The following is a 20,646-nucleotide window of genomic DNA, read 5'->3' as shown; positions in this document are numbered from 1 at the left end:
AAAAAATGAGCAACTGGATCGATGCCTGCGATGCCGACGACATCGAGCAGGAAGACGTCCTGCGTTTCGATCATGCCGGTCGCACCTATGCACTCTATCGCAGCCCGGACGATGAATATTTCGCGACCGACGGGCTGTGCACCCACGAGCAGATCCACCTCGCCGACGGCCTGGTGATGGATGACATCATCGAATGCCCCAAGCATAATGGCCGCTTCAACTACAAGACCGGCGAGGCCAAGGGCGCTCCCGTGTGCATCAATTTGAAGACCTATGCCGTCCGGCTCGCCGACGGCAAGGTCCAGATCCAGCTGGGGTGATCCGATGCAGCCGGGCATGGTCATCGTCGGCGCCGGCGAGGCAGGCGCCAGAGCCGCCTTCGCTCTTCGCGAAAAGGGTTGGGCCGGCGCCATCACCCTGATCGGGGACGAGGTCCACGCCCCCTATGAGCGCCCGCCCCTGTCGAAGGCGACGCTGCTGGACGAAGCCGGTCCTTCCCCGCGTTATATCGTGGCGGAGGAGCGGTTCGAGGCCGAGGCCATCACCCACCTGGCCAAGCGCAGCGTGGTGGCGATCGATCGGGACCAGCGGCTGGTGCGGCTCGATGACGGCAATGCCCTTGCCTATGACAAGCTGCTGCTGGCCACCGGCGCGGCACCACGCCGGCTGCCACTGCCCGGCGCGAACCGGCCGGGATGCGTGACGCTGCGGCGCTTCGAGGATGCCCTGCATCTGAGGGAGCGCTTTCGCCCGGGCGCGGAGATCGCCATCATCGGCGGAGGCTTCATCGGATTGGAACTCGCGGCGAGCGCTCGCCAGCGCGGTGCGGCGGTGACCATCATCGAGGCCCTTCCGCGCCTGCTCAGCCGGGGGGTGCCGGCCGCTATCGCGGAAGTGGTGCAGGAGCGCCATCGCGCCGCCGGCTGTACCCTGCTGTGCGGCGAAGGCATCACCGCCATCGAGGAGGAACCCGATGGCCTCGCCGTCCGCCTCACCAGCGGCAAGCTGGTGCTCGCAGACCTCGTCGTTCTCGGCGTCGGCGCATCGCCCAGCACGGCGTTGGCGGAGGCCGCAGGCCTTGCCGTCGACAATGGCATCGCCGTCGATGCCAGGCTGCGCACGAGCGACGAAGCCATCTTCGCCGCCGGCGATTGCTGCTCCTTTCCCCTGCCCGTCTATGGCGGACGCCGGGTGCGCCTGGAATCCTGGCGTAATGCCCAGGAACAGGGTGCCCACGCCGCAAGCGCCATGCTGGGGGAGGACATCGCTTTCGACGCCGTTCCCTGGTTCTGGTCGGATCAGTATGACCTCTCCCTGCAGGTCGCCGGACTGGTGGACGAGGGGCGCCACACCATTCGCCGGGACGGGGCAGAAGGATCGTTCATCCTCTGCCATCTCGACGAGGACGGGCGTCTAGTCGCCGCCAGTGGCATCGGCGCCGGCAATACGATCGCCCGCGATATCCGGCTGTGCGAAATGCTGATCGCCAAGCGCGCTCATCCGGACAGGGGCAGGCTCGCAGACCCCAACACCCGCCTCAAATCCCTTCTCTCAGCCTAAGCCACCTTTGCGCCTCGACGACTCGATCGAGCCGCGGGGCACCCTGGAGACCGTCATGGCTCGCCTTCGCCCGACCGTTGCCGACCTGCTCGCCCTTCGCGGCAAGAAGCAGATCGCCAAACTGAGAGTCACCACGCTCGAGGAGGCGGAAGCCGCCGAACGCGCCGGCATCGGCATGCTCTCGGTTCCGCCCGCGCTGATCGCCGAGCCTGCTTTCCGCGACGCGGCACCGACGACCTTTGCAGTGACCGGGCTGGAATATGGCAACTACGTCACGGCAGAGGATTACCTGCGGGCCGCCTTCCTCGCCCGGCAGCAGAGTTCGGATGCCGTCTATTGCGCCGCCAGCCTAGCCACCATCCGGCGACTTCGCGACGAGAAGGCATCCCGGTGGTGAGCCATGTCGGCCTGATCCCCTCGCATCGGACCTGGACGGGCGGCTTCAAGGCGGTGGGCAAGACGTTCGAAACCGCCTGGCAGGTCTGGCAGCAGGCCAAGGCCCTCGAAGAGGCAGGCGCCTTCGCAGCGGAGATCGAAGTGGTGCCCGTGGAGGTCGCCACCGCGATCAGCCGGCGCACCAGCCTGTTCATGATCTCCATGGGCGCCGGCGGAGGGTGCGACGCACAATATCTGTTCGCCGATGACGTTCTAGGCGCCCATGGCGGGCATTATCCCCGTCACGCCAAGGTCTATCGCAATTTCCGTGGCGAATATGACCGCCTGCAGAAGGAACGCATTGCGGCCTTTTCCGAATACAATGCCGACGTCACCAATGGCGCTTTCCCGGCCCCGAACCAGGTCGTCGGTATTGCGGGCGATGAGTTCGCACGCTTCCTGAAGGCGCTCGATGCCGCCTGATCATCCCGGATGATCAGGCGATCGGCGGGGCCGACGCAATATCCTTGTCGAAGCAGCGATCGATCACGCGCTGGAGGTTCGCGGCGTGGCGGAAGCTGGGTTCGGCATTCTCGCCGCTCTGAACGGCCGCGATGAAGCGCTGGTAGTTGGTCTTCACTGGATCCGCATGCAGATCGCGCCAGGCCTGGCTGTGGATCCCGTCCCCGGTGCAGATGCGCAGGCTCGTATAGGGACCGTGATTGATCTCGATCGCGCCCTTGGTGCCGAACACGCTGAGCTTGAGCGTATTGGCATAGCCGGTCATGAAACGACTGGTGTGGATCACGCCCAGCGCCCCGTTCTCGAAGCGCACCGACATCACCGCGCTGTCATTGGCATCGAGCGGATAGTCGCCGATGCGGTCGCCGGGCGCCTTGTGGAAGGTCGCGAGCTGCGCCTGAAGCGCGACCGGCGTCATGCTCACCGCATAGCTGGCGAAATCCAGGATGTGGATGCCGACATCCCCCAGCACGCCCTTCGAACCATGCTCCTCGGACAGGCGCCAGAGCCAGCGCGGCTCGGTCGACCAGTCGCCCCAATGGTTGCCCACCAGCCAGCTCTGGCGATAGGAGGCCTCGACATGGCGAACCTCGCCGATCTCGCCGCGCGCGATGATGCCATGGGCCGCCTGCAGGGCCGGCACGTCACGATAGGACAGGTTGACCATGGCGATCAGACCGGCGGCCTCGGCCGCCGTCGCCATCTCATCGGCCTGTGGGAAGGTCTCGGCCAGCGGCTTCTCGCACAGGACATGCTTGCCGGCCAGGATCAGCTTCATCGTGGTGGGATGATGGAACCTGTCAGGCGTGACATTGGCGACGGCATCGAAGCCGCCCCAGGCGATGGCCTCGTCGAGATCGCCGAAGGAATGGGGAATGCCATGCTCGTCGCTGAACTGACGGGCCCTTGCCTCGTCGATGTCGACGCCCGCCACCACTTCGGCGTCGGGAGAAGCCTGGAAGTGCCGGGCGTGGTTGGCCGCCATATTGCCGGTGCCGAGCACGAGAATGCGGATCTTGGACATGAGGTGATCCTGGGATCGCAGGCTTCCAGCCTGCTTTTGGCTAAGCAGAACTTCCCGATGTGTCCGTTCGCGGGCAACATCGAAAAACCGTGCAAGTGTTTGAGATCTTGAAGATTCCGCCTGATCGAACCCTTGATTCGATCAGGCGGACTCCACTCAGGATCGGGAAAGTGACAATGCGGGAAGGGACGCCTGCAATCCCAGGACTAACGGAAGCCCTCTTCGCCATCCTGGTGGAGTCGCGGCCCTTTCACTTCCAGGGGGACCGGCGCCTTGTCATGCGGCGTGTTGGGGGCTTCGTTGACCCGCTTCCAAGCCGTTGCCGGATTGTAGGCCCACTTCACCGCGTTGCCGAGCACCTTGCGCACGGTGGCGTTGTGATAGGTCGGATAGGCCTCGTGGCCCGGGCGGAAATAGAAGATCTTGCCGGCACCGCGCTGATAGGTCAGTCCAGAACGGAAGACTTCACCACCTTCGAACCAGGAGATGAACAGCGTCTCCATCGGCTCGGGCACGGTAAAGGGCTCGCCATACATCTCCTCGTGCTCGATCTCGAAATATTCGGGCAGGCCTACGGCGATCGGATGGTTCTTGTTGAGCACCCACAGCCGCTCGACCTCGCCGGCCTCCCGCCAGGACAGGGCGCAGGGCGTGCCCATGAGTTGCTTGAAGATCTTGGAGAAATGGCCCGAATGCAGCACGATCAGGCCCATACCCTCCCAGACTCGCTCCTGCACGCGCTGGACGATCTCGTCCTTGACCTCGCCATGGGCGGTGTGGCCCCACCACAAGAGCACGTCGGTATTCTTCAGCTTCTCGACGGTCAGGCCATGCTCGGGCTCGTCGAGCGTCGCCGTGCCGACACTGATGCCACCGGCCTCCTCGAGTGCCGCCGCGACCTCGCCATGGATGCCCTTGGGATAGAGCTGGCGCACCAGGGCGTTGGTCTGCTCATGCCGGTTCTCGTTCCAGACGAGTGCGCGGATAGTCATCTCGGATTTCCTTTGCCGTGGACGGCGATTCAAAGCGCTTTAACAAAAATCTCTGCCACATCCGACGGGGCGATTGAAGCGGGTTGTGGACCTATTTTTTGGCCCGGCGAAAACCGCCGGAACCAATCCTTGTGGCACCCCAGGCGCCCCGTGACGAAAAGCCTTCCAGGTGCCTCGCCAAATGCGACGATGCAGGCCCCGTTCAGGCCGGCAGTCGCCGCAGAGCCGAACCATCCGCCTTGAAGACATGGGAAAGATCGCCGGGCACGCCGATATTCACCTTGGTCGCGGCAACCACCGGGGCGTCCCCGGCGTGACGCAGTGTCACCAGCCTGCCATCCGCCGTGCGCACATAGAGGAAGTGGCTTTCGCCCAGTTCCTCGACCACCTCGACATCGCCGGTGAACGAGGCCTCCCCGCCCGTCTCCTGCAGATGTTCGGGCCGGATTCCGAGCTTCACCTTGTCGCCGGCGCGCACGCCGTTGCCGTCGACCTTGGCGACCACGCTGCCCCCGCCCGGCAAAGCGACCTTCACACCGGAAGCGTCGGCAGCCTGGACTTCGGTATCGATGAAATTCATCTGCGGCGAGCCGATGAACCCGGCGACGAACAGATTATGCGGGTTGTGATAGAGCTCCAGCGGCGCGCCCACCTGCTCGACATTGCCGGCGTTCAGCACCACGATCTTGTCGGCCAGAGTCATGGCCTCCACCTGGTCATGGGTGACGTAGACCATGGTGGCGCCCATCTGCTTGTGCAGCTTGGCGATGGAAATGCGCATCTGCACGCGCAGCGCGGCATCGAGGTTGGAGAGCGGCTCGTCGAACAGGAAGACCTTGGGGTTGCGCACGATGGCGCGGCCGATGGCGACGCGCTGGCGCTGGCCGCCGGACAGTTGCTTGGGCAAGCGCTCCAGCAGCGGCGTCAGTTCCAGGATCTTCGCCGCCTCGCGCACCTTCTGGTCGATGGTCTGCGTATCGGTTTTCGCCAGTTCCAGGCCGAAGGCCATGTTCTGGTAGACGTTCATGTGCGGATAGAGCGCATAGGACTGGAACACCATCGAGATGCCGCGATCCTTGGGTGTCTTCTCGTTCACACGCTGCCCATCGATCAGGAGGTCGCCGGAGGTGATGTCCTCGAGGCCTGCGATCAGGCGCAGCAAGGTTGACTTGCCGCAACCCGACGGGCCGACGAAGACCACGAAATCCTTGTCCTCGATGTCCAGGTTGACGCCGTGCACGGTTTCGATCCGGCCGAAGGCCTTGCGGATGTTCTTGAGTGTGACACTGGCCATGTTGCTTAACCCTTCACGGCGCCGGCGGTGAGACCCGCCACGATCTTGCGTTGGAAGATGAGGACGAGAACGATGAGGGGCAGCGTCACGATGACCGATCCGGCCATGATGTTGCCCCAGGGCAGTTCCTGCTGGCTGGCGCCGCTCATCGAGGCGATCGCCACCGGTACGGTGCGGTTGTCGGGCGAGAAGGTCAGTGCGAACAGGAATTCGTTCCAGGCCGCGATGAAGGCGAGCAGGCCCGTCGTCACCATGGCCGGCCACATCAGCGGCATGAAGACGCGGCGCACCACCGTCCAGGGGCTGGCGCCGTCGACGAAGGCGGCCTCCTCCAGTTCCCGCGGCAGCTCTTTCATGAAGGTGGTGAGCACCCAGACGGTGAAGGGCAGCGTCAGTATCAGGTTGGAGAGCACCAGCGCCGGCATGGTGTTGTAGAGGCCGAAGGCGCGCACCACCTCATACATGCCCGAAAGCACCGCCACCTGCGGGAACATCGACACGGCGAGGATAGTCATCAGCAGGAGGCCCCTGCCCTTGAAATGCACCCGCCCCAGCGCATAGGCGGCCGTCACGCCCAGAAAGAGCGAGATCAGCACCACCGTGACGGCGACGACGATCGAGTTCCAGATGTTCCAGGCGAAGGGCTGCTGCTCGAACACGCCGACATAGTTGGAAAAATCCAGGCTGTCGGGCAGCAGCGAGGTCGAAAACAGCGCCTGTCCCGTCCGCATCGAGGTCAGGATGGCGTAGTAGAACGGGAAGACGGCGTAGAGGACGATGACGACGACCAGCGCCCAGAACCCGATGGGTTTGAGGATCTTGCTCATCTCGTTCCGTCCTCCGAAACACGCACCTTGCCCACGGTCATGGCCAGCACGGTGATGAGGCCGATCACCAGGAACAGCAGCGTCGCCGCCGCCGAACCGAGGCCCGTCTTGGCGAAATCGACCAGTTGCAGCCGGGCAAAGCCCGACATCGAGATGGTGTCGCGGCTGCCCGAGGTCAGCACATAGATCAGGTCGAAGATGCGCAGGGCATCGAGGGCGCGGAAGACCACCGCCACCATCAGGGCCGGACGGATCAGCGGCAGCGTCACCTTGAAGAACACCTTGACGGGGTGAATGCCGTCGACCTTGGCCGCCTCATAGCAATCGGAGGGCATCATCTGCAGCGCCGCCAGGATCAAGAGGGCCATGAAGGGCGTCGTCTTCCAGACGTCCACCATGATCACGGCCCACATCGCAGTCTGCGAATTGGCGGTCCAGGCGACCGGCTCGGAGATGATGTGCAGGCTGAGCAGGATGTGATTGAGGATGCCGAACTGGTCGTTGAGCATCCATAGCCACATCTTGGCCGAGACGATGGTGGGAATGGCCCAGGGAATCAGCACGGCGGCACGCACGATGGCGCGTCCCTTGAAATTGGCGTTCAGCACCAGCGCCACGATGGTGCCGAGCACCGTCTCCAGCGCGACCGAGACCAGCGAGAACCACACGGTGTTCCAGACCGAAAGCCACCAGACCTTGTTGGCGAGCAGGCCGATCCAGCGCCCATCGACATTGGCGAGATAGTTCGAAAAGCCGACGAGCTTGTAATTGCCCGGATTGGAGAGCTTGGCATCGGTAAAGCCAAACCAGATGGTACGCAGAAGCGGCCATCCGGCGACGATTGCCAGGACCACCAGCATGGGCAGCAGGAACAGCCATGCCGACCGAACCCGGGTCCTTGTCAGTTCTGATTGACTTGCCATCGGGGACTCCCAGAAGGAGGCAGGAAGAGTTGGCCGGCATCTCAGCCGCCACCCCAGTCACAATGCGGGAAATCCATACGCGGCCGGCCGCCGGCGAGGCCCCGAAGCGCTTTGCGACTTGAGCGAGTCACCCCGCATCGCACAGACGCTCTCGCCAATCCGTCGGATTGGCTTGGAGACAAGGAGCTCGAGCAAACAGCCGTCCGGTCGTGAACGCGCTCTGCTCCCGGGATCAGGAACCAGGCTTCGGTCGATCAAGTCGCGAAGGATGAGAGAACGGCGGAAAGAGCGCCGCGAACCGGGGGGTTCGCGGCGCAGTCGGGGAGGATCCTACCAGCCCGAGCCCTTGATATTGGCGAGTTCGCCGTCAAGGTCCTCAAGGGCCTGTTCCGCCTTCGCCTTGCCGGACAACACGCTGGCAACCGCGTTCCAGAAGGCGTTCGAAACTTCGTTGTAATTCGCGCCGGTGATCTTGGAGGGACGGGCCACCGCGCTGGTGAAGGTCGCCTTCAAATCGCCGAAGAAGGGCACGGCCTTGAGCACGTCCGGGTCCTCATAGAGGCTGGCGATGGTCGGGTTGTAGCTGCCCTCGATGGCGCGGCGCTTCTGCTCTTCCTTGGAGGTCAGATAGACGGCGAGGTCGGCAGCAAGATCGGCCTTCTTGGAATATTTGGAGACGGCGAGCTGCCAGCCGCCGAGCGTGCCGGTATTCTTGCCGTCGGCACCGCCCTTGGGCAGGGCGACGACGCCGATCTTGCCCTTGACCGGGCTGTCCGCGCCATTGCCCAGCGACCAGGCATAGGGCCAGTTGCGCATGAAGGCCGCATTGCCGGACTGGAACACGCCGCGCGCTTCCTCCTCGCCGTAATTGAGCACGCCGTCCGGCGAGATCTTGCCGATCCAGGAGGAAGCCAGCGTCACCGCCTCGGCCGCCTTGGGATTGTTGATGGTAATCTTGCCCTCGGCATCGACGATGGTGCCGCCGCCAAAGGAGTCGATCCACTCCAGCGCGTCGCAGGTCAGGCCCTCATAGGCCTTGCCCTGGAACACGAAGCCCCAGAACTTGTCGTTGCCGCCCTTGCGCTCGCCTTCCTGGACCTTGGCCGCGGCCTCTGTCATTTCCTGCCAGGTGGTCGGCGGCTTCAGCCCGTTCTTCTCCAGGAGATCCTTGCGATAATAGAGCACGCCGGCATCGGTGAACCACGGCATGGCGACGAGCTTGCCGCCCACGGTGTTGTTGTCGATGATCGCCGGGAAATGCTCCTTCTCGGCTCCCTTGGTGTAGGGCGCCAGATCGATGAAGTGATTGGCGAGAATGCCGGGCCAGATCACGTCGATCTGGAAGACGTCGATGTCGCTCGCGCCGGCCGACAGCAGTTGCTGATAGAGCGCCAGCCTTTCATTGGTATCGTTGGGTGTCGAGACGATCTTGACGGTATTGCCGGTCTTCTTGGCCCAGGCTTCCGCACCGCTCTTGCACAGCGCCAACTCCTGGCCGACTGCGCCGCAGGAAATCGCAACCTCGGTAGCGCTGGCAAAACTCGTGAGAGCGATAGAGGCAGTCGCGGCCAAGGCCCAACGCATGAACATGCGGTCTTCCTCCCTTTTATGCGCCATAGCTGCCTCCTCTATGGCAGGTCAGCATAGGCAACCGACATTTCCTCGTTCGAAGTCCCTTTTAGCAGAGCTTCTATAATCTACTTCAAAGCGCTTTGAATTCTAATTCCGACAAAAGTTTGCCTTTGTCAAGGCGACCTCGTGGCAAAACTGCGTAACAACTAAGGCGCAGGAACAGTTCCCCCAAAAGTAGCATCTTTCATTGAAACAATTTGATTGAAAATCAGAGCCGTTGATGCCTTTTGAGCGATTGAGTGAGAAACTTGTGAATTTCCTGGTAAATGTGGCGGCTGCGCTACCTATTTGACGGAAAAGAATTAAGCTGACTCAGAAAAAATAATAGAAAGCGTTAGTCCAAAGCGCTTTAATGAACAAATGCAGTCTGGTCGCTGCTTGCGGTCGGGAGACTACCAGGAAGGGCATGCAGTATCGCGAGATATTTGCCGTGCCCGACGAGCGTTTCTCCCCGATCCCTGGCATGACGAGCTTGCCTCTGTTCATCGAGAGAAACGAGAAGGCCTGGAAGGAACGTTGCGGTGAACTTGAAGGAACTGTCACAGCATCTGGGCCTATCCCAGACGACTGTCAGCCGCGCGCTCAACGGCTTTCCGGAAGTTGGCGAGGCGACCCGCAAGCGTGTGCTGGAGGCGGCCGAGACCTTCCAATACCGCCCCAACGCCAGCGCCCGCAAACTCGCCACCGGCCGTGCGGGAGCGATCGGCATCGTGTTCTCGTCCGAGCGCAACATGCTGCTCGATCCGATCTTCACCGATTTTCTCGCCGGCGTCGCCACCCAGTGCTCTCGATCCGACAATGACGTGCTGGTCTCTTCCGCCCAGGGCGACGAGGCGGGCACTTATCGGCGCCTCGCCCGCGTGCGCTCGGTGGACGCCCTGTTGCTGTCCTCACCCACGATCGACGATCCGCGCATCGCCATGCTGCAACGGCTGGGCATGCCCCTGGTCGTGCATGGGCGCACGCAGACCGGCCTCAATTATCCCTATCTCGACATCGACAATGAGGGAGCCTTCCACAAGGCCACCACCTTGCTGATCGATCTGGGCCATCGCCGGATCGGGCTGCTCAACGAAAATCTGCGCTTCACCTTCGCCACGCATCGCTCGCAAGGCTGGCGCCGGGCGCTGACAGCTCGGGGCCTCGCCGCCCCTCCGGAACTCGAAGGCGGCGCCCGCATGACGGAAGAGAACGGCTATCGCATGGCGCGGGGCCTGTTCGAGCTATCAGACCCACCGACCGCCCTGCTCTGCTCGTCGATCTTCCTCGCTCTGGGGGCCATGCGAGCCGCCCGGGAAACGGGCCGGATCGTCGGAAAGAATCTGTCGCTGATCGCCCATGACGACGGCCTCGACGCCATCAGGCCGGAAACGCTGACGCCGGCCCTCACCACCACCTTCTCTTCCATCCATGCCGCCGGCGTCCGCGTCGCCGAGATCGCCATGGCCCTGGCCAACGGCGCCGATCCCACAGCCGCCGCGGAGATCTGGCCGGTCGATCTCGTCTTCCGCGGCTCTACTGTGCCCCCCGCCCCCTGATTACTCGGCTGGCGCCGACACGGTGGCGCGATCGCGATAGAAGACGAACAATCCGCTGCCGATGATGATGCAATTGCCGATGAGGATCGGCAGTGTCGGCACATCGCGCCAGACGATCCAGCCCATCAGCGTCGCCCATACCATGGCCGAATATTGGAACGGAGCGAGCATCGCAGCCGGCGCCATGGCCAAGGCACGCGTGATGCACACGAAGCAGACCATGGCAACGATGCCGACGAGGAACATCAGGACAAGATCGAACCAGCCCGGCGTGGCCCAGGCAAACGGTATCGTCGCTGCGCCTATGACACCCGCACCGGCAAACTGCCAGACCACGAGGGAAAGCCAATGCGTGCGCCGCAAGCGTCGCGTCACGGTAACCGCCAAGCCAAACATGATGGCGCCGACGAGAGCAATGGGCGAGGCCGAGGAGAACAGTTCCGCCGAGGGCTGCAGCGCCACCAGAACGCCGATGAAGCCCACGATCACAGCGCCCCAACGGAACGGCTCAACCCTTTCGCCGAGCAGCGGAACCGACAAGGCGGTAATGATCAGGGGTGCCGCCATGTAGAACGTCATGACATCGGCGAGCGGCATGCTGCGCGTGGCGAAATAGAAGCAGAAGGTATCGCCGGCCATGCACAGGATCCGCACGACCTGGAGCCGCCACTGGCCGAAATCGAAGAGATCGACCTTCAGGTGCCAGACCATCGGCACGAGGACGATGGCGGCGCCGACGGAGCGCAGCAGCAGCAACTGACCGACGGAATAGTCGGCGACCAGCCATTTGCCGAGGGCATCGTTCAAGGCGAAGAGGAACACGCCGATGAGATAGAGCGCGATGCCCATGCCGACACTTGTGGTCCCGATGCCGGCCCGGCGGAGGGTAGTCATTTCGGTCTCGTTTCCTGCCGGAGCGCCACGCGTTCAGCCATGAACGCGTTGTGCTCCAACTCCTTGGTTCAAGGCGTCTTTGCGGGTCTTGCCGAGTCCGTCAATTCGCAAAGCGTTCCAGGCGCGTGGCATGGTGTCTGATGCGGTCCGGGCGTCCGCCGGGCATCGCCCTCACCCAGCGGATCGCCATTTGTCGTACCAATATCGGCGGGCGGCGGAAAGAGGCAATCTTGCGCAGCATGCAGGGGCATCAGGCCGCAGCCATCTTCGCCGCCATGTCCGAAGCGAGCAGGCCGTCGAGCGCGACCTTGATCAGCGGGCGGCGCACACGCAGGGCGTTGAGGGCTGCGACCGGCCATTCGACATAGCAGGCACCCGGTTCGACCGTCACGGTGGCCGAAGCGGGCTGGCGGCGCAGGAAGCCGGCCTCGCCGATAAAGGACTGCGGCCCGACAACCAAGCTGCGCCCAGCCTTCATCACATGGGAGCTGCCGTCGAGCACATAATAGACCTTCTCGACCGTTTCCCCCTCGCGCAAGAGCGTGTGGTTGCCCTCGCTGCGTCGCCAATGACCGATCTTCATCAAGGAGCGGAACTCGCCCGGCGACAGGCCGCCGAGGGCGGCGAACAGCCGGCGCTCTTCGGCACTGAGACGAAACTGGGTGCGAGCAAAGACCAGCCTGGCCATCATCAGCAGATTCACGCCCAGATTGACCGCCGTCCAGAACAGCGCATCCCACAGCATGATCTCGGGCACGACCAGATAATAGAGGATGTAGAGCAGGGTCGAAACGACCAAGAGGGCGCGCAAGACCAGTTGGTCGCGACAGGTCAGCGCCGCGACGGCAATGAGGGCGGCGGCATGGATCAGGCCGAGCCGGACGATTTCGAAGAACATTTCAGCACCAGGACGGGAAGATCGGCTGGCGCATCACGTCGCCAACCACGGCGTCGACATGGTGCGTTTGCCGTCCAATTGCTGTGCGCCCTTGCACGGGTCAGCCGCTATGACCGAGGCCAGGCGCCAACCAGCGCCTGGGCAAGGCCTGTCCTACGCCAAGCCGTGATCTGACTGCCCTGAGGCATTGGAGGGCACCTCCTCGCCACAACCCAGTTGAACCTCTTCCCATCCGGGATGCCGGCCTGCGGCGCTCGGCCTTGCGTCGGCCGACATCCGTCCGGAGCGATCTCATCTCCCCTTGCGTGCACCACCGACACAAGCGCGCAATGTCCCTGCAATAATAATCAGCAGTATAGATTTGTTGCCGGCTGCATTTTTTATCCAATGCCCTGCTCAGTTGGCACACAAATCTCTCCAACTCGCCCCCCAGGAAGAACACAATGTCGCCATTTTTTGTGACAACAAGGGAGATAATCAAAGATATATTTAAAAATTTTGACAATATTATCTCATTTATTCTAATAATTCTGATGATAATTACGGCATTTTGGGCATCAATTTATGAGAAAATTAGTACCGACCGCTCCAACGCCCTTGCATCGCTGTCGATCCTGTTCGCGCTGCTGCTGTCCTACTATCGATTGAAGGAGCATGTCCGGCACAACCCAGGATCCTCCCTGCGCTACCTGCTTCCGCGCTTCCTTTTTGCACGGGCGAAGGGAGGCAGCCGGGCCGGCAGATGGTTTGCCAGGGCGCTGCTCTGGAGCATTTCAGCCGTGACGATCTATGTCGGAGTGCTGCTCTATTGGGGCAATTTCGGCACGGTGATTCGCGGACAGGTCTATCGTTCTGCCCAGCTCGGCAGCGCCACGATGTCGATCAACGTCCAGCGCTACGGCATCAGGGCCATCATCAATCTGCGCGGCAGCAATCCGGGCCAGGACTGGTACGACCGGGAGGTGGCCGATGCGAAGGCACTCGGCGTTCATCACATCGATTTCCGGATGTCGGCCAAGCGAGAACTAAGCCGGGAACAAGCCGAGCAGCTCATCGCCCTGATGGCACAGGCACCGAAGCCGTTGCTGATCCATTGCGCGTCCGGCGCCGATCGCACCGGCCTTGCCGCCGCTCTCTACGTCGCTGCGATCGCTAAGGCCGGCCGCGAAAAGGCGCAGGCCCAGTTATCGCCCTTCTTCGGGCACCTGTCCCTGCCCTTCCTGCCAGGCTATGCGATGGACAGGACCTGGGAGGAGTTCGCCCAATGGCTGAACAAGGCCGGACACGAACCGCGCCCCGCGCTGGCCACGGCGAGCGGGGGCACCACCGACCGGCGCTGACTGGCAGCCACGGGACCAGCAAATTCCTGCGTGGAGGTCTGGTGGGCCCGGAGGGACTTGAACCCCCAACCAGACCGTTATGAGCGGCCGGCTCTAACCATTGAGCTACAGGCCCGGCTGTGCCAGACGCCGCATCTATAGGCAGAGTCTCGCCCAGGTTCAATCGGCATCCGCAATTGCGATGCCCGCCGCAAGCCCGTCATCATCCCGCCGCCTTCGATTGCAAGGTTCCGACCGCAATTTTCTTCACTGGAGTTCACCGATGCTACCGTCTTTCGTCGCCCGCCCCGCCCTCGCCGCCCTGCTGCTGGCCGGAGCGCTTGGCGCCGCTCAAGCCGAGGATTTCAAGCGCGTGGTCGCCATCAACGGGGAGGCGACGGTCGGCGCCAAGCCGGACCTGGCCTATGTCAGCATCGGCGTGCAGAGTGCGGGCAAGGTGGCACGCGACGTGCTGACCGCCAATTCCAAGGCAACCGGTGAGGTCCTCTCCGCACTCAAGGCAGCCGGCATCGATGCCAAGGACTTGCAGACCTCGGGCTTCAGCGTGCAGCCGGCGAGCCCCCAGAACAGCAAGTTCTCGTCAAGTTCCGAGGATGGCCCGACCATTGCAGGCTACACCGTCTCCAACACCGTAAACGTGACGCTACGCGACCTGCCCAAGCTCGGCGACATCCTCGACAAGGCTGTCAGCGCCGGCGCCAACAGCATCGAGGGCATCCAGTTCATCGTCTCCAACCAGTCGGTGCTGCTGGATGGCGCCCGCAAGACCGCCCTGGACGATGCCAGGCGCAAGGCCGAGATCTACGCCAAGGCATCCGGCCTGCGCCTGGGCAAGCTGGTGGATCTGAGCGAGAATACCGGCCCGATCGGCGGCGGTCTCTATCGCGCCAAGGCGGTGCAGGATTCAGTGCCGATCGAGTCCGGCGAGAGTACGCTGAACGTGACTGTTTCCGCGCGTTTCGAGCTGGAAGACTGATCTCCCATACCCCCCTCCCAGTATCGGACAAGATTCCACGGGCCGGCAGCGCATCTGCTGCAATGCCGGCCCGGCAGATTTTCCGCACACGCAAGTTTGTTTCACGCAGCAAGGCCGATTGGGTAACAAAGATGCTTGCTTGACTGTTCTCCCCGGTTTAGGACGGCGTAACCGCTGTTAATCGGAAAGCTTATCGTGCGCGCACGCCTTGATGCTGTTGACTGGAAAATCCTGCAGGAACTACAGGCCGATGGCCGCATGACCAATGTGGAACTGGCCAAGCGCGTCGGCATTTCAGCGCCTCCCTGCCTGCGGCGCGTGCGGGCCCTCGAAGATGCCGGCGTGATCAAGGGCTATCGTACCCTGCTCGACGAGGCCTCGCTCGGCTACGAGATCACCATCTTCGCCATGGTCAACCTGACTTCGCAGGCGGGGGCGGATCTGCAGTCCTTCGAAACCTATGTGAAGAATCAGCCCTTGGTGCGCGAATGCTGGATGCTGTCCGGTGACGTCGACTTCGTGCTCAAATGCGTGGCGAAGGACTTGCGCTCCTTCCAAGCCTTCGTGGCCGAGCTGACGGCCGGGCCAGCCGTGCGCAACGTCAAGACGGCGCTGACCCTGCGTTCCATCAAGGACGATCCGATCGTCCCCCTCGAACTCGACGTGAGCGAAGGGGCCTAAGCCAGCTTGCTCAGCAGCCAATGGGCATAGCTGGATGCCAGCCAATCATAGCGGCGCGGCGTCGGGTCAGGCACTTCAGGAGCAGCATCCACCGAACTCGTGGTGGCAAAGAGCGGGAAGCTCTTGATCACGCCGCCCGATGACGACAAGAGCGTGACACGGCCATCGAGCGTGTCGACGCTGTCGAAACTGATCAGGCCGCCATCCGAATCCACGGGAAAACTGATGTCGGTAAGCGCCACTGACAATGTCGCGCCGCTCTTTGCACCGGGCTGGTAGCGCGAGCCGAGCTGCCGGACGAGATTGCGCTGGAGAAAAGGCGGCATGCGCTGGAGCCAGAGATTGCCGCTCCCGCTGACCTGCACCCGGCGGATGACCGGAATGGCCGGATTGTCGGCGTAGGAAGTGGCGCAACCGGTGAGCAGCAGACCGGCACCCATGGCCAGGAAGCTTCTGCGCCCGACACGTCCCGAAGTCATGATAGCCTCCTGCTCACGATATTCACTGTCTATAGAATGCGTCGCGCCGCCAATCGAAGCAAATTCGCGCGACCACACAGCAAAACGCCGCATCCGGTGGGATGCGGCGCATTGTGTCTACAGGGTCTGAGATCGGCAGGCGGTTCAGCGCCAGGCGACGTTGGCGATCTCATAGGCCTTGGGGCCCTTGGGCGTGTTGACCTCGACGGAAACGCCGATCTTCTTGCCCACCAGTGCGCGGGCAAGCGGCGAGCCGATCGAGATCTTGCCGGAGCGCACATCGGCTTCGCTCTCGCCGACGATCTGATAGGTCTTCTCTTCCTCGGTGTCCTCGTCGATCAGCGTGACATGAGCCCCGAATTTGACGGTGTCGCCGGACAGCTTGGTAATGTCGATTACCTCGGCGCGCGACAGGATGTCCTCGAGCTCGGCGACGCGGCCTTCATTGTGGCCTTGGGCTTCCTTGGCCGCATGGTATTCGGCGTTCTCGGAAAGGTCGCCATGGGAACGGGCCTCGGAAATCGCCGCAATGATGCGCGGCCGTTCGATCTGCTGCCGTTCCCTCAATTCTGCCTCGAGCGCGGCATGGCCTGCCGGCGTCATCGGGATCTTGTCCATAGCTTCGTCTTCTCTTTCCAAACGCAAAAAAGATACGCGCCGGACGGACTTCCCCGGCGCGGCTGACATATCGAATTTGCAATATTACGGTACCCTCGCCCCGATGGGCGAAGGCGCCTCCTTCAGAAGTAGGATTGCAGCGCCCGCACTTCCAGATCTCCGCCCTTATTGGCCTTGATCCCCTGCGCAGCCGCCACCGCTCCGAAGAGAGTGGTGTAATATGGGACTTTATGCAAGAGGGCGGCGCGTCGCAAGGAACGCGAATCCGCCAGCGCCTGGGCTCCCTCCGTGGTGTTGAACACGAGCTGGACGCTGCCATTCTTGATGGCGTCCACGATGTGCGGACGCCCTTCCAAGACCTTGTTGATCCGCGTGGCCTCGACGCCGTGGCCGGCCAGGAACTGCTGCGTACCATCGGTGGCGACGATCGTGAAACCCAGATCGGCAAGCAGCCGCATCGAATCGAGAATGCGCGGCTTGTCGCTCTCCTTCACCGACACGAACACCGTGCCGCCGGAGGGAACGGTGACACCGGCGCCGAGCTGGCTCTTGGCGAAAGCCACGGCATAGTCCCGGTCGAGACCGATGACCTCGCCGGTCGAACGCATCTCGGGTCCCAGCACGGTGTCGACGCCCGGGAAGCGCGCGAAGGGATGCACGACTTCCTTGACCGCGATGTGATCGAGCTTCTTCGCCTTCAGATTGAAGGAAGCCAGGCTCTCGCCGGCCATGACGCGAGCGGCAATCTTGGCGATCGGCTCGCCGATCACCTTGGCCACGAAGGGCACCGTGCGCGAGGCGCGCGGATTGACTTCGAGCACGTAGATCAGGCCGTCCTTGATGGCGTATTGCACATTCATCAGGCCGCCGACATCGAGGGCCAGGGCCATCGCCTTGGACTGGCGCTCCAATTCGGCCAGGATCTCGGGGCTCAGCGAGCGCGGCGGCAGCGAGCAGGCCGAATCGCCGGAATGGATGCCGGCTTCCTCGATATGCTCCATGATGCCAGCGACGAAGACGTCCTTGCCGTCGGCCAGCACATCGACATCGACCTCGACGGCATCGGAGAGATAGCGATCGAACAGCAACGGGTTCTTGCCCAGCAGCGTGTTGATCTGGCCTGTCTTGTCGTTGGGATAACGCGTCTTGATCTCCGGCGGCACCATTTGCGGAAGGGTGCCGAGCAGATAGTCGTCGAAGGCGACCTCGTCGCGGATGATCGCCATGGCGCGTCCGCCGAGCACGTAAGACGGGCGTACCACCAGCGGCAGGCCGAGATCGGCCACGACCAAGCGTGCCTGCTCGACCGAGTAGGCGATGCCGTTCTTGGGCTGGCGCAGACCGAGCTTGTCGAGCAGCCGCTTGAAGCGGTCGCGGTCCTCGGCAAGATCGATCGCATCGGGCGTGGTACCGAGGATGGGAATGCCGGCCTCCTCCAGGGCAGCCGCCAGCTTCAGCGGCGTCTGGCCGCCGAACTGCACGATGACGCCGTGCAGCGTGCCCTTCGACTTCTCGACCCGCAGGATCTCCAGCACGTCCTCGGCCGTCAGCGGTTCGAAATAGAGCCGATCCGAGGTGTCGTAGTCGGTCGACACCGTCTCGGGATTGCAGTTGACCATGATGGTCTCATAGCCCGCATCCGAAAGCGCGAAGCAGGCATGGCAGCAGCAATAGTCGAACTCGATGCCCTGGCCGATGCGATTGGGACCGCCGCCGAGGATGACGACCTTCTTACGGTCGGACGGGTCGGCCTCGTCGGCCGGCGCGCCGACGAAGGGCGGCGCATAGGTCGAATACATATAGGCGGTGGGCGAGGCGAATTCGGCGGCGCAGGTGTCGATGCGCTTGAAGACGGGGTGCACCTCGAGTTCGGCGCGCCGGTTCTTGACCGTTCCTTCCGGAACGCCTGCGAGCGCATCGAGGCGCCGATCGGCAAAGCCCATCGCCTTGAGGGAGCGCAGGGCGCCCGGCGTCTTGGGCAGGCCGATCTCGCGCACCTTCTGCTCGGTCTCGACGATGCCGCGGATCTGGGCCAGGAACCAGGGGTCGACCTTGCACACGCCGTGGATCTCGGTGTCGGACAGGCCAAGGCGCATGGCCTGGGCGATGTTGAGCAGGCGGTCAGGCGTCGGCTTGCCGAGCGCAGCGCGGATGGCATTCTTGTCGTCGCCCTGGCCAAGGCCCTCGATCTCGATCTCATCGAGGCCGTTGAGGCCGGTTTCGAGCGAGCGCAGCGCCTTTTGCAGGCTTTCCTGGAAGGTGCGGCCGATGGCCATCGCCTCGCCGACCGACTTCATCGCGGTGGAGAGGATCGGCTCGGCGCCCGGGAACTTCTCGAAGGCGAAGCGCGGGATCTTGGTGACGACGTAGTCGATCGTCGGCTCGAAGGAGGCCGGGGTCGCGCCACCGGTGATGTCGTTCTCGATCTCGTCGAGCGTATAGCCGACGGCGAGCTTGGCAGCGACCTTGGCGATCGGGAAACCCGTGGCCTTGGAAGCCAGCGCCGAGGAACGGGACACGCGCGGATTCATCTCGATGACGACGAGGCGGCCCGTGGCCGGATCGACGGCGAACTGCACGTTGGAGCCGCCGGTCTCGACCCCGATCTCGCGCAGCACCGCGATCGAGGCGTTGCGCATGATCTGGTATTCCTTGTCCGTCAGCGTCAGCGCCGGCGCGACGGTGATGGAATCGCCGGTATGCACACCCATCGGATCGATATTCTCGATCGAGCAGACGATGATGGCATTGTCCGCCTTGTCGCGGACGACCTCCATCTCGAATTCCTTCCAGCCGAGCACGCTCTCCTCGACCAGGACCTGGGTGGTCGGCGAGGCGTCGAGGCCGCGCTCGATGATGTCGATGAATTCGGCCTTGTTGTAGGCGATGCCGCCGCCCGTGCCGCCCAGCGTGAAGGAGGGCCGGATGATCGCGGGCAGGCCGATATAGTCCAGCGCCTCCAACGCCTCGGAGAGGCTGTGGGCCAGGCGCGAACGCGGCGTCTCCAGGCCGATCTTGGTCATCGCCTCGCGGAAGCGCTCGCGATCCTCGGCCTTGTCGATGGCGTCGGCGTCGGCACCGATCATCTCGACGCCGAACTTCTCCAAGACGCCCATCTCGGCAAGCTTCAGCGCGGTGTTGAGTGCCGTCTGGCCACCCATGGTCGGCAAGAGCGCGTCGGGGCGCTCCTTTTCGATGATCTTGGCGACGATCTCGGGCGTGATAGGCTCGACATAGGTCGCATCCGCCAGGTCCGGATCGGTCATGATCGTGGCCGGGTTGGAATTGACCAGGATGACGCGATAGCCCTCCTCGCGCAGGGCCTTGACGGCTTGCGTACCCGAATAGTCGAATTCGCAGGCTTGGCCGATGACGATCGGGCCGGCGCCGATGATCAGGATGGAGGAAATATCGCTACGTTTTGGCATCGCTCGTCCGATTTGGGAGGGCCGGCATGAAAAAGCCGCGGAGGGAACTCCACGGCCAAGAATTCATGGCTCCAGCCTGACTCAATCGGCCCGAACGCGGTTCGGACCGATTGAGTCAGGCTGCGGCGGATCGAGCGGACCGACTAAACCATTTTGGCGTCTTGCGAAAGGGGCCGTTTGCGGACTGTTGCGGAAAGTGACGGTTGCAAGAGGAAATCCAAGGTTCGACCCGCCCTTACAGCGGCTTTTGCGACGTGCATTTCGCCGTCTGGCCGCTCGGCATGCGCAGGATATAGACATACAGCTTGTCGCGCGGACCGAAGTCCATGACATAGCTATCGATCACCTTGCCCCCGCGCTGGGTCAGGGAGTGGCAGGATTCTTCCGCCTGCGCCGCCGGAGGCATCCCCAGCACCACTGCGGCAAGGAGTAGGCGAATCAAGGTCCAGGCCATCGGCCCTCCTTTCGGGATGGGATCGTGTTCGGGATCATAAGCGATGATGACGCGACGTCATTCTGAAAAACGGCCCCATTTCGCCATCATCCCCCTCACACCGGTGACTGCCACGTTCCAGTTGTGGAGATTTTGCATGATCGGGCCGCGATTTACCCTGCTTGCCTGCTCCCTGGCATTGGTGGCCTGCC

Annotated in this window: 18 protein-coding genes, 1 tRNA gene and 1 pseudogene; 7 read left to right on the top strand and 13 right to left on the bottom strand. The window is 63.0% G+C overall.

What is annotated here, in order from left to right; genetic code table 11:
* Window positions 1-5 precede the first annotated feature (5 nt).
* The 3 genes and pseudogenes from ACIGJE_RS13540 (at window position 6) to ACIGJE_RS13530 (ending at window position 2,418) form a co-directional block, all read left to right on the top strand.
* A complete protein-coding gene (locus ACIGJE_RS13540; protein WP_367625710.1) occupies window positions 6-320 on the top strand; it encodes a MocE family 2Fe-2S type ferredoxin in 315 nt (104 codons plus the stop codon).
* 4 nt (window positions 321-324) lie between these two features.
* Window positions 325-1,560, top strand: a complete 1,236-nt coding sequence (locus ACIGJE_RS13535) for an NAD(P)/FAD-dependent oxidoreductase (RefSeq protein ID WP_415086817.1) — start codon at window positions 325-327, stop codon at window positions 1,558-1,560.
* Window positions 1,561-1,615: 55 nt separating this feature from the next.
* A pseudogene (locus tag ACIGJE_RS13530) lies at window positions 1,616-2,418 on the top strand (3-methyl-2-oxobutanoate hydroxymethyltransferase).
* Between the two features lie 13 nt (window positions 2,419-2,431).
* On the opposite strand, the gene ACIGJE_RS13525 reads toward ACIGJE_RS13530, so the two are convergent.
* The 6 genes from ACIGJE_RS13525 to ACIGJE_RS13500 form a co-directional block, all read right to left on the bottom strand.
* Window positions 2,432-3,481 (bottom strand): Gfo/Idh/MocA family protein, encoded by a 1,050-nt coding sequence (locus ACIGJE_RS13525; protein ID WP_245196656.1) that lies wholly within the window; start codon window positions 3,479-3,481, stop codon window positions 2,432-2,434.
* A gap of 206 nt (window positions 3,482-3,687) precedes the next feature.
* The gene (locus ACIGJE_RS13520; RefSeq protein WP_415086815.1) at window positions 3,688-4,473 is read right to left on the bottom strand and encodes a ThuA domain-containing protein; all 786 of its coding nucleotides are present in this window, start codon (window positions 4,471-4,473) and stop codon (window positions 3,688-3,690) included.
* 202 nt (window positions 4,474-4,675) lie between these two features.
* On the bottom strand, window positions 4,676-5,767 hold the full coding sequence (locus ACIGJE_RS13515) for an ABC transporter ATP-binding protein (protein WP_415086813.1): 1,092 nt from the start codon (window positions 5,765-5,767) through the stop codon (window positions 4,676-4,678).
* 5 nt (window positions 5,768-5,772) lie between these two features.
* On the bottom strand, window positions 5,773-6,594 hold the full coding sequence (locus ACIGJE_RS13510) for a carbohydrate ABC transporter permease (RefSeq protein ID WP_311934393.1): 822 nt from the start codon (window positions 6,592-6,594) through the stop codon (window positions 5,773-5,775).
* Window positions 6,591-7,517 (bottom strand): carbohydrate ABC transporter permease, encoded by a 927-nt coding sequence (locus ACIGJE_RS13505; RefSeq protein WP_311934392.1) that lies wholly within the window; start codon window positions 7,515-7,517, stop codon window positions 6,591-6,593. The genes ACIGJE_RS13510 and ACIGJE_RS13505 overlap by 4 nt, the downstream gene beginning before the upstream one ends.
* 330 nt (window positions 7,518-7,847) lie before the next feature.
* A complete protein-coding gene (locus ACIGJE_RS13500) occupies window positions 7,848-9,107 on the bottom strand; it encodes an ABC transporter substrate-binding protein (protein ID WP_311934391.1) in 1,260 nt (419 codons plus the stop codon).
* 563 nt (window positions 9,108-9,670) lie between these two features.
* Between ACIGJE_RS13500 and ACIGJE_RS13495 the strand changes: the two genes are divergently transcribed.
* Window positions 9,671-10,687 carry a substrate-binding domain-containing protein gene (locus ACIGJE_RS13495; RefSeq protein WP_311934390.1) on the top strand — a complete coding sequence of 339 codons (1,017 nt, stop codon included), beginning with the start codon at window positions 9,671-9,673 and terminating at the stop codon, window positions 10,685-10,687.
* Here ACIGJE_RS13495 and ACIGJE_RS13490 read toward each other — a convergent pair whose 3' ends face one another.
* A complete protein-coding gene (locus tag ACIGJE_RS13490; RefSeq protein WP_311934389.1) occupies window positions 10,688-11,581 on the bottom strand; it encodes a DMT family transporter in 894 nt (297 codons plus the stop codon).
* A 250-nt stretch (window positions 11,582-11,831) separates the two neighbouring features.
* Complete coding sequence (locus tag ACIGJE_RS13485) at window positions 11,832-12,479, bottom strand: cyclic nucleotide-binding domain-containing protein (protein WP_415086809.1); 648 nt, start codon at window positions 12,477-12,479, stop codon at window positions 11,832-11,834.
* A 443-nt stretch (window positions 12,480-12,922) separates the two neighbouring features.
* Here ACIGJE_RS13485 and ACIGJE_RS13480 point away from each other — a divergent pair, with 443 nt between their 5' ends.
* The gene (locus ACIGJE_RS13480; protein ID WP_483677676.1) at window positions 12,923-13,819 is read left to right on the top strand and encodes a tyrosine-protein phosphatase; all 897 of its coding nucleotides are present in this window, start codon (window positions 12,923-12,925) and stop codon (window positions 13,817-13,819) included.
* Window positions 13,820-13,858: 39 nt separating this feature from the next.
* Here the strand turns inward: ACIGJE_RS13480 and ACIGJE_RS13475 are convergent.
* Window positions 13,859-13,934 (bottom strand) — tRNA-Ile (locus tag ACIGJE_RS13475).
* A 147-nt stretch (window positions 13,935-14,081) separates the two neighbouring features.
* Here ACIGJE_RS13475 and ACIGJE_RS13470 point away from each other — a divergent pair.
* Both ACIGJE_RS13470 and ACIGJE_RS13465 read left to right on the top strand, forming a co-directional pair.
* The gene (locus ACIGJE_RS13470) at window positions 14,082-14,795 is read left to right on the top strand and encodes an SIMPL domain-containing protein (RefSeq protein ID WP_483677674.1); all 714 of its coding nucleotides are present in this window, start codon (window positions 14,082-14,084) and stop codon (window positions 14,793-14,795) included.
* A gap of 195 nt (window positions 14,796-14,990) precedes the next feature.
* Window positions 14,991-15,476: an Lrp/AsnC family transcriptional regulator gene (locus ACIGJE_RS13465; RefSeq protein ID WP_082979703.1), complete on the top strand. Its 486-nt coding sequence runs from the start codon at window positions 14,991-14,993 to the stop codon at window positions 15,474-15,476.
* Here the strand turns inward: ACIGJE_RS13465 and ACIGJE_RS13460 are convergent.
* From ACIGJE_RS13460 to ACIGJE_RS13445, 4 genes are all read right to left on the bottom strand, one after another.
* Window positions 15,473-15,955 (bottom strand): hypothetical protein, encoded by a 483-nt coding sequence (locus ACIGJE_RS13460; RefSeq protein WP_483677672.1) that lies wholly within the window; start codon window positions 15,953-15,955, stop codon window positions 15,473-15,475. The genes ACIGJE_RS13465 and ACIGJE_RS13460 overlap by 4 nt on opposite strands.
* A gap of 144 nt (window positions 15,956-16,099) precedes the next feature.
* On the bottom strand, window positions 16,100-16,573 hold the full coding sequence (gene greA / locus ACIGJE_RS13455; RefSeq protein ID WP_311934384.1) for a transcription elongation factor GreA: 474 nt from the start codon (window positions 16,571-16,573) through the stop codon (window positions 16,100-16,102).
* A gap of 122 nt (window positions 16,574-16,695) precedes the next feature.
* Window positions 16,696-20,001: a carbamoyl-phosphate synthase large subunit gene (carB, locus tag ACIGJE_RS13450; RefSeq protein WP_483677671.1), complete on the bottom strand. Its 3,306-nt coding sequence runs from the start codon at window positions 19,999-20,001 to the stop codon at window positions 16,696-16,698.
* 235 nt (window positions 20,002-20,236) lie between these two features.
* Complete coding sequence (locus ACIGJE_RS13445) at window positions 20,237-20,455, bottom strand: hypothetical protein (protein ID WP_415086800.1); 219 nt, start codon at window positions 20,453-20,455, stop codon at window positions 20,237-20,239.
* Window positions 20,456-20,646: the final 191 nt, after the last annotated feature.

The organism is Labrys sp. E2SS-1L (assembly GCF_057073705.1).
The sequence above is the reverse complement of the archived record's forward strand: the minus strand, read 5'-3'. Positions and strand labels throughout refer to the sequence as shown.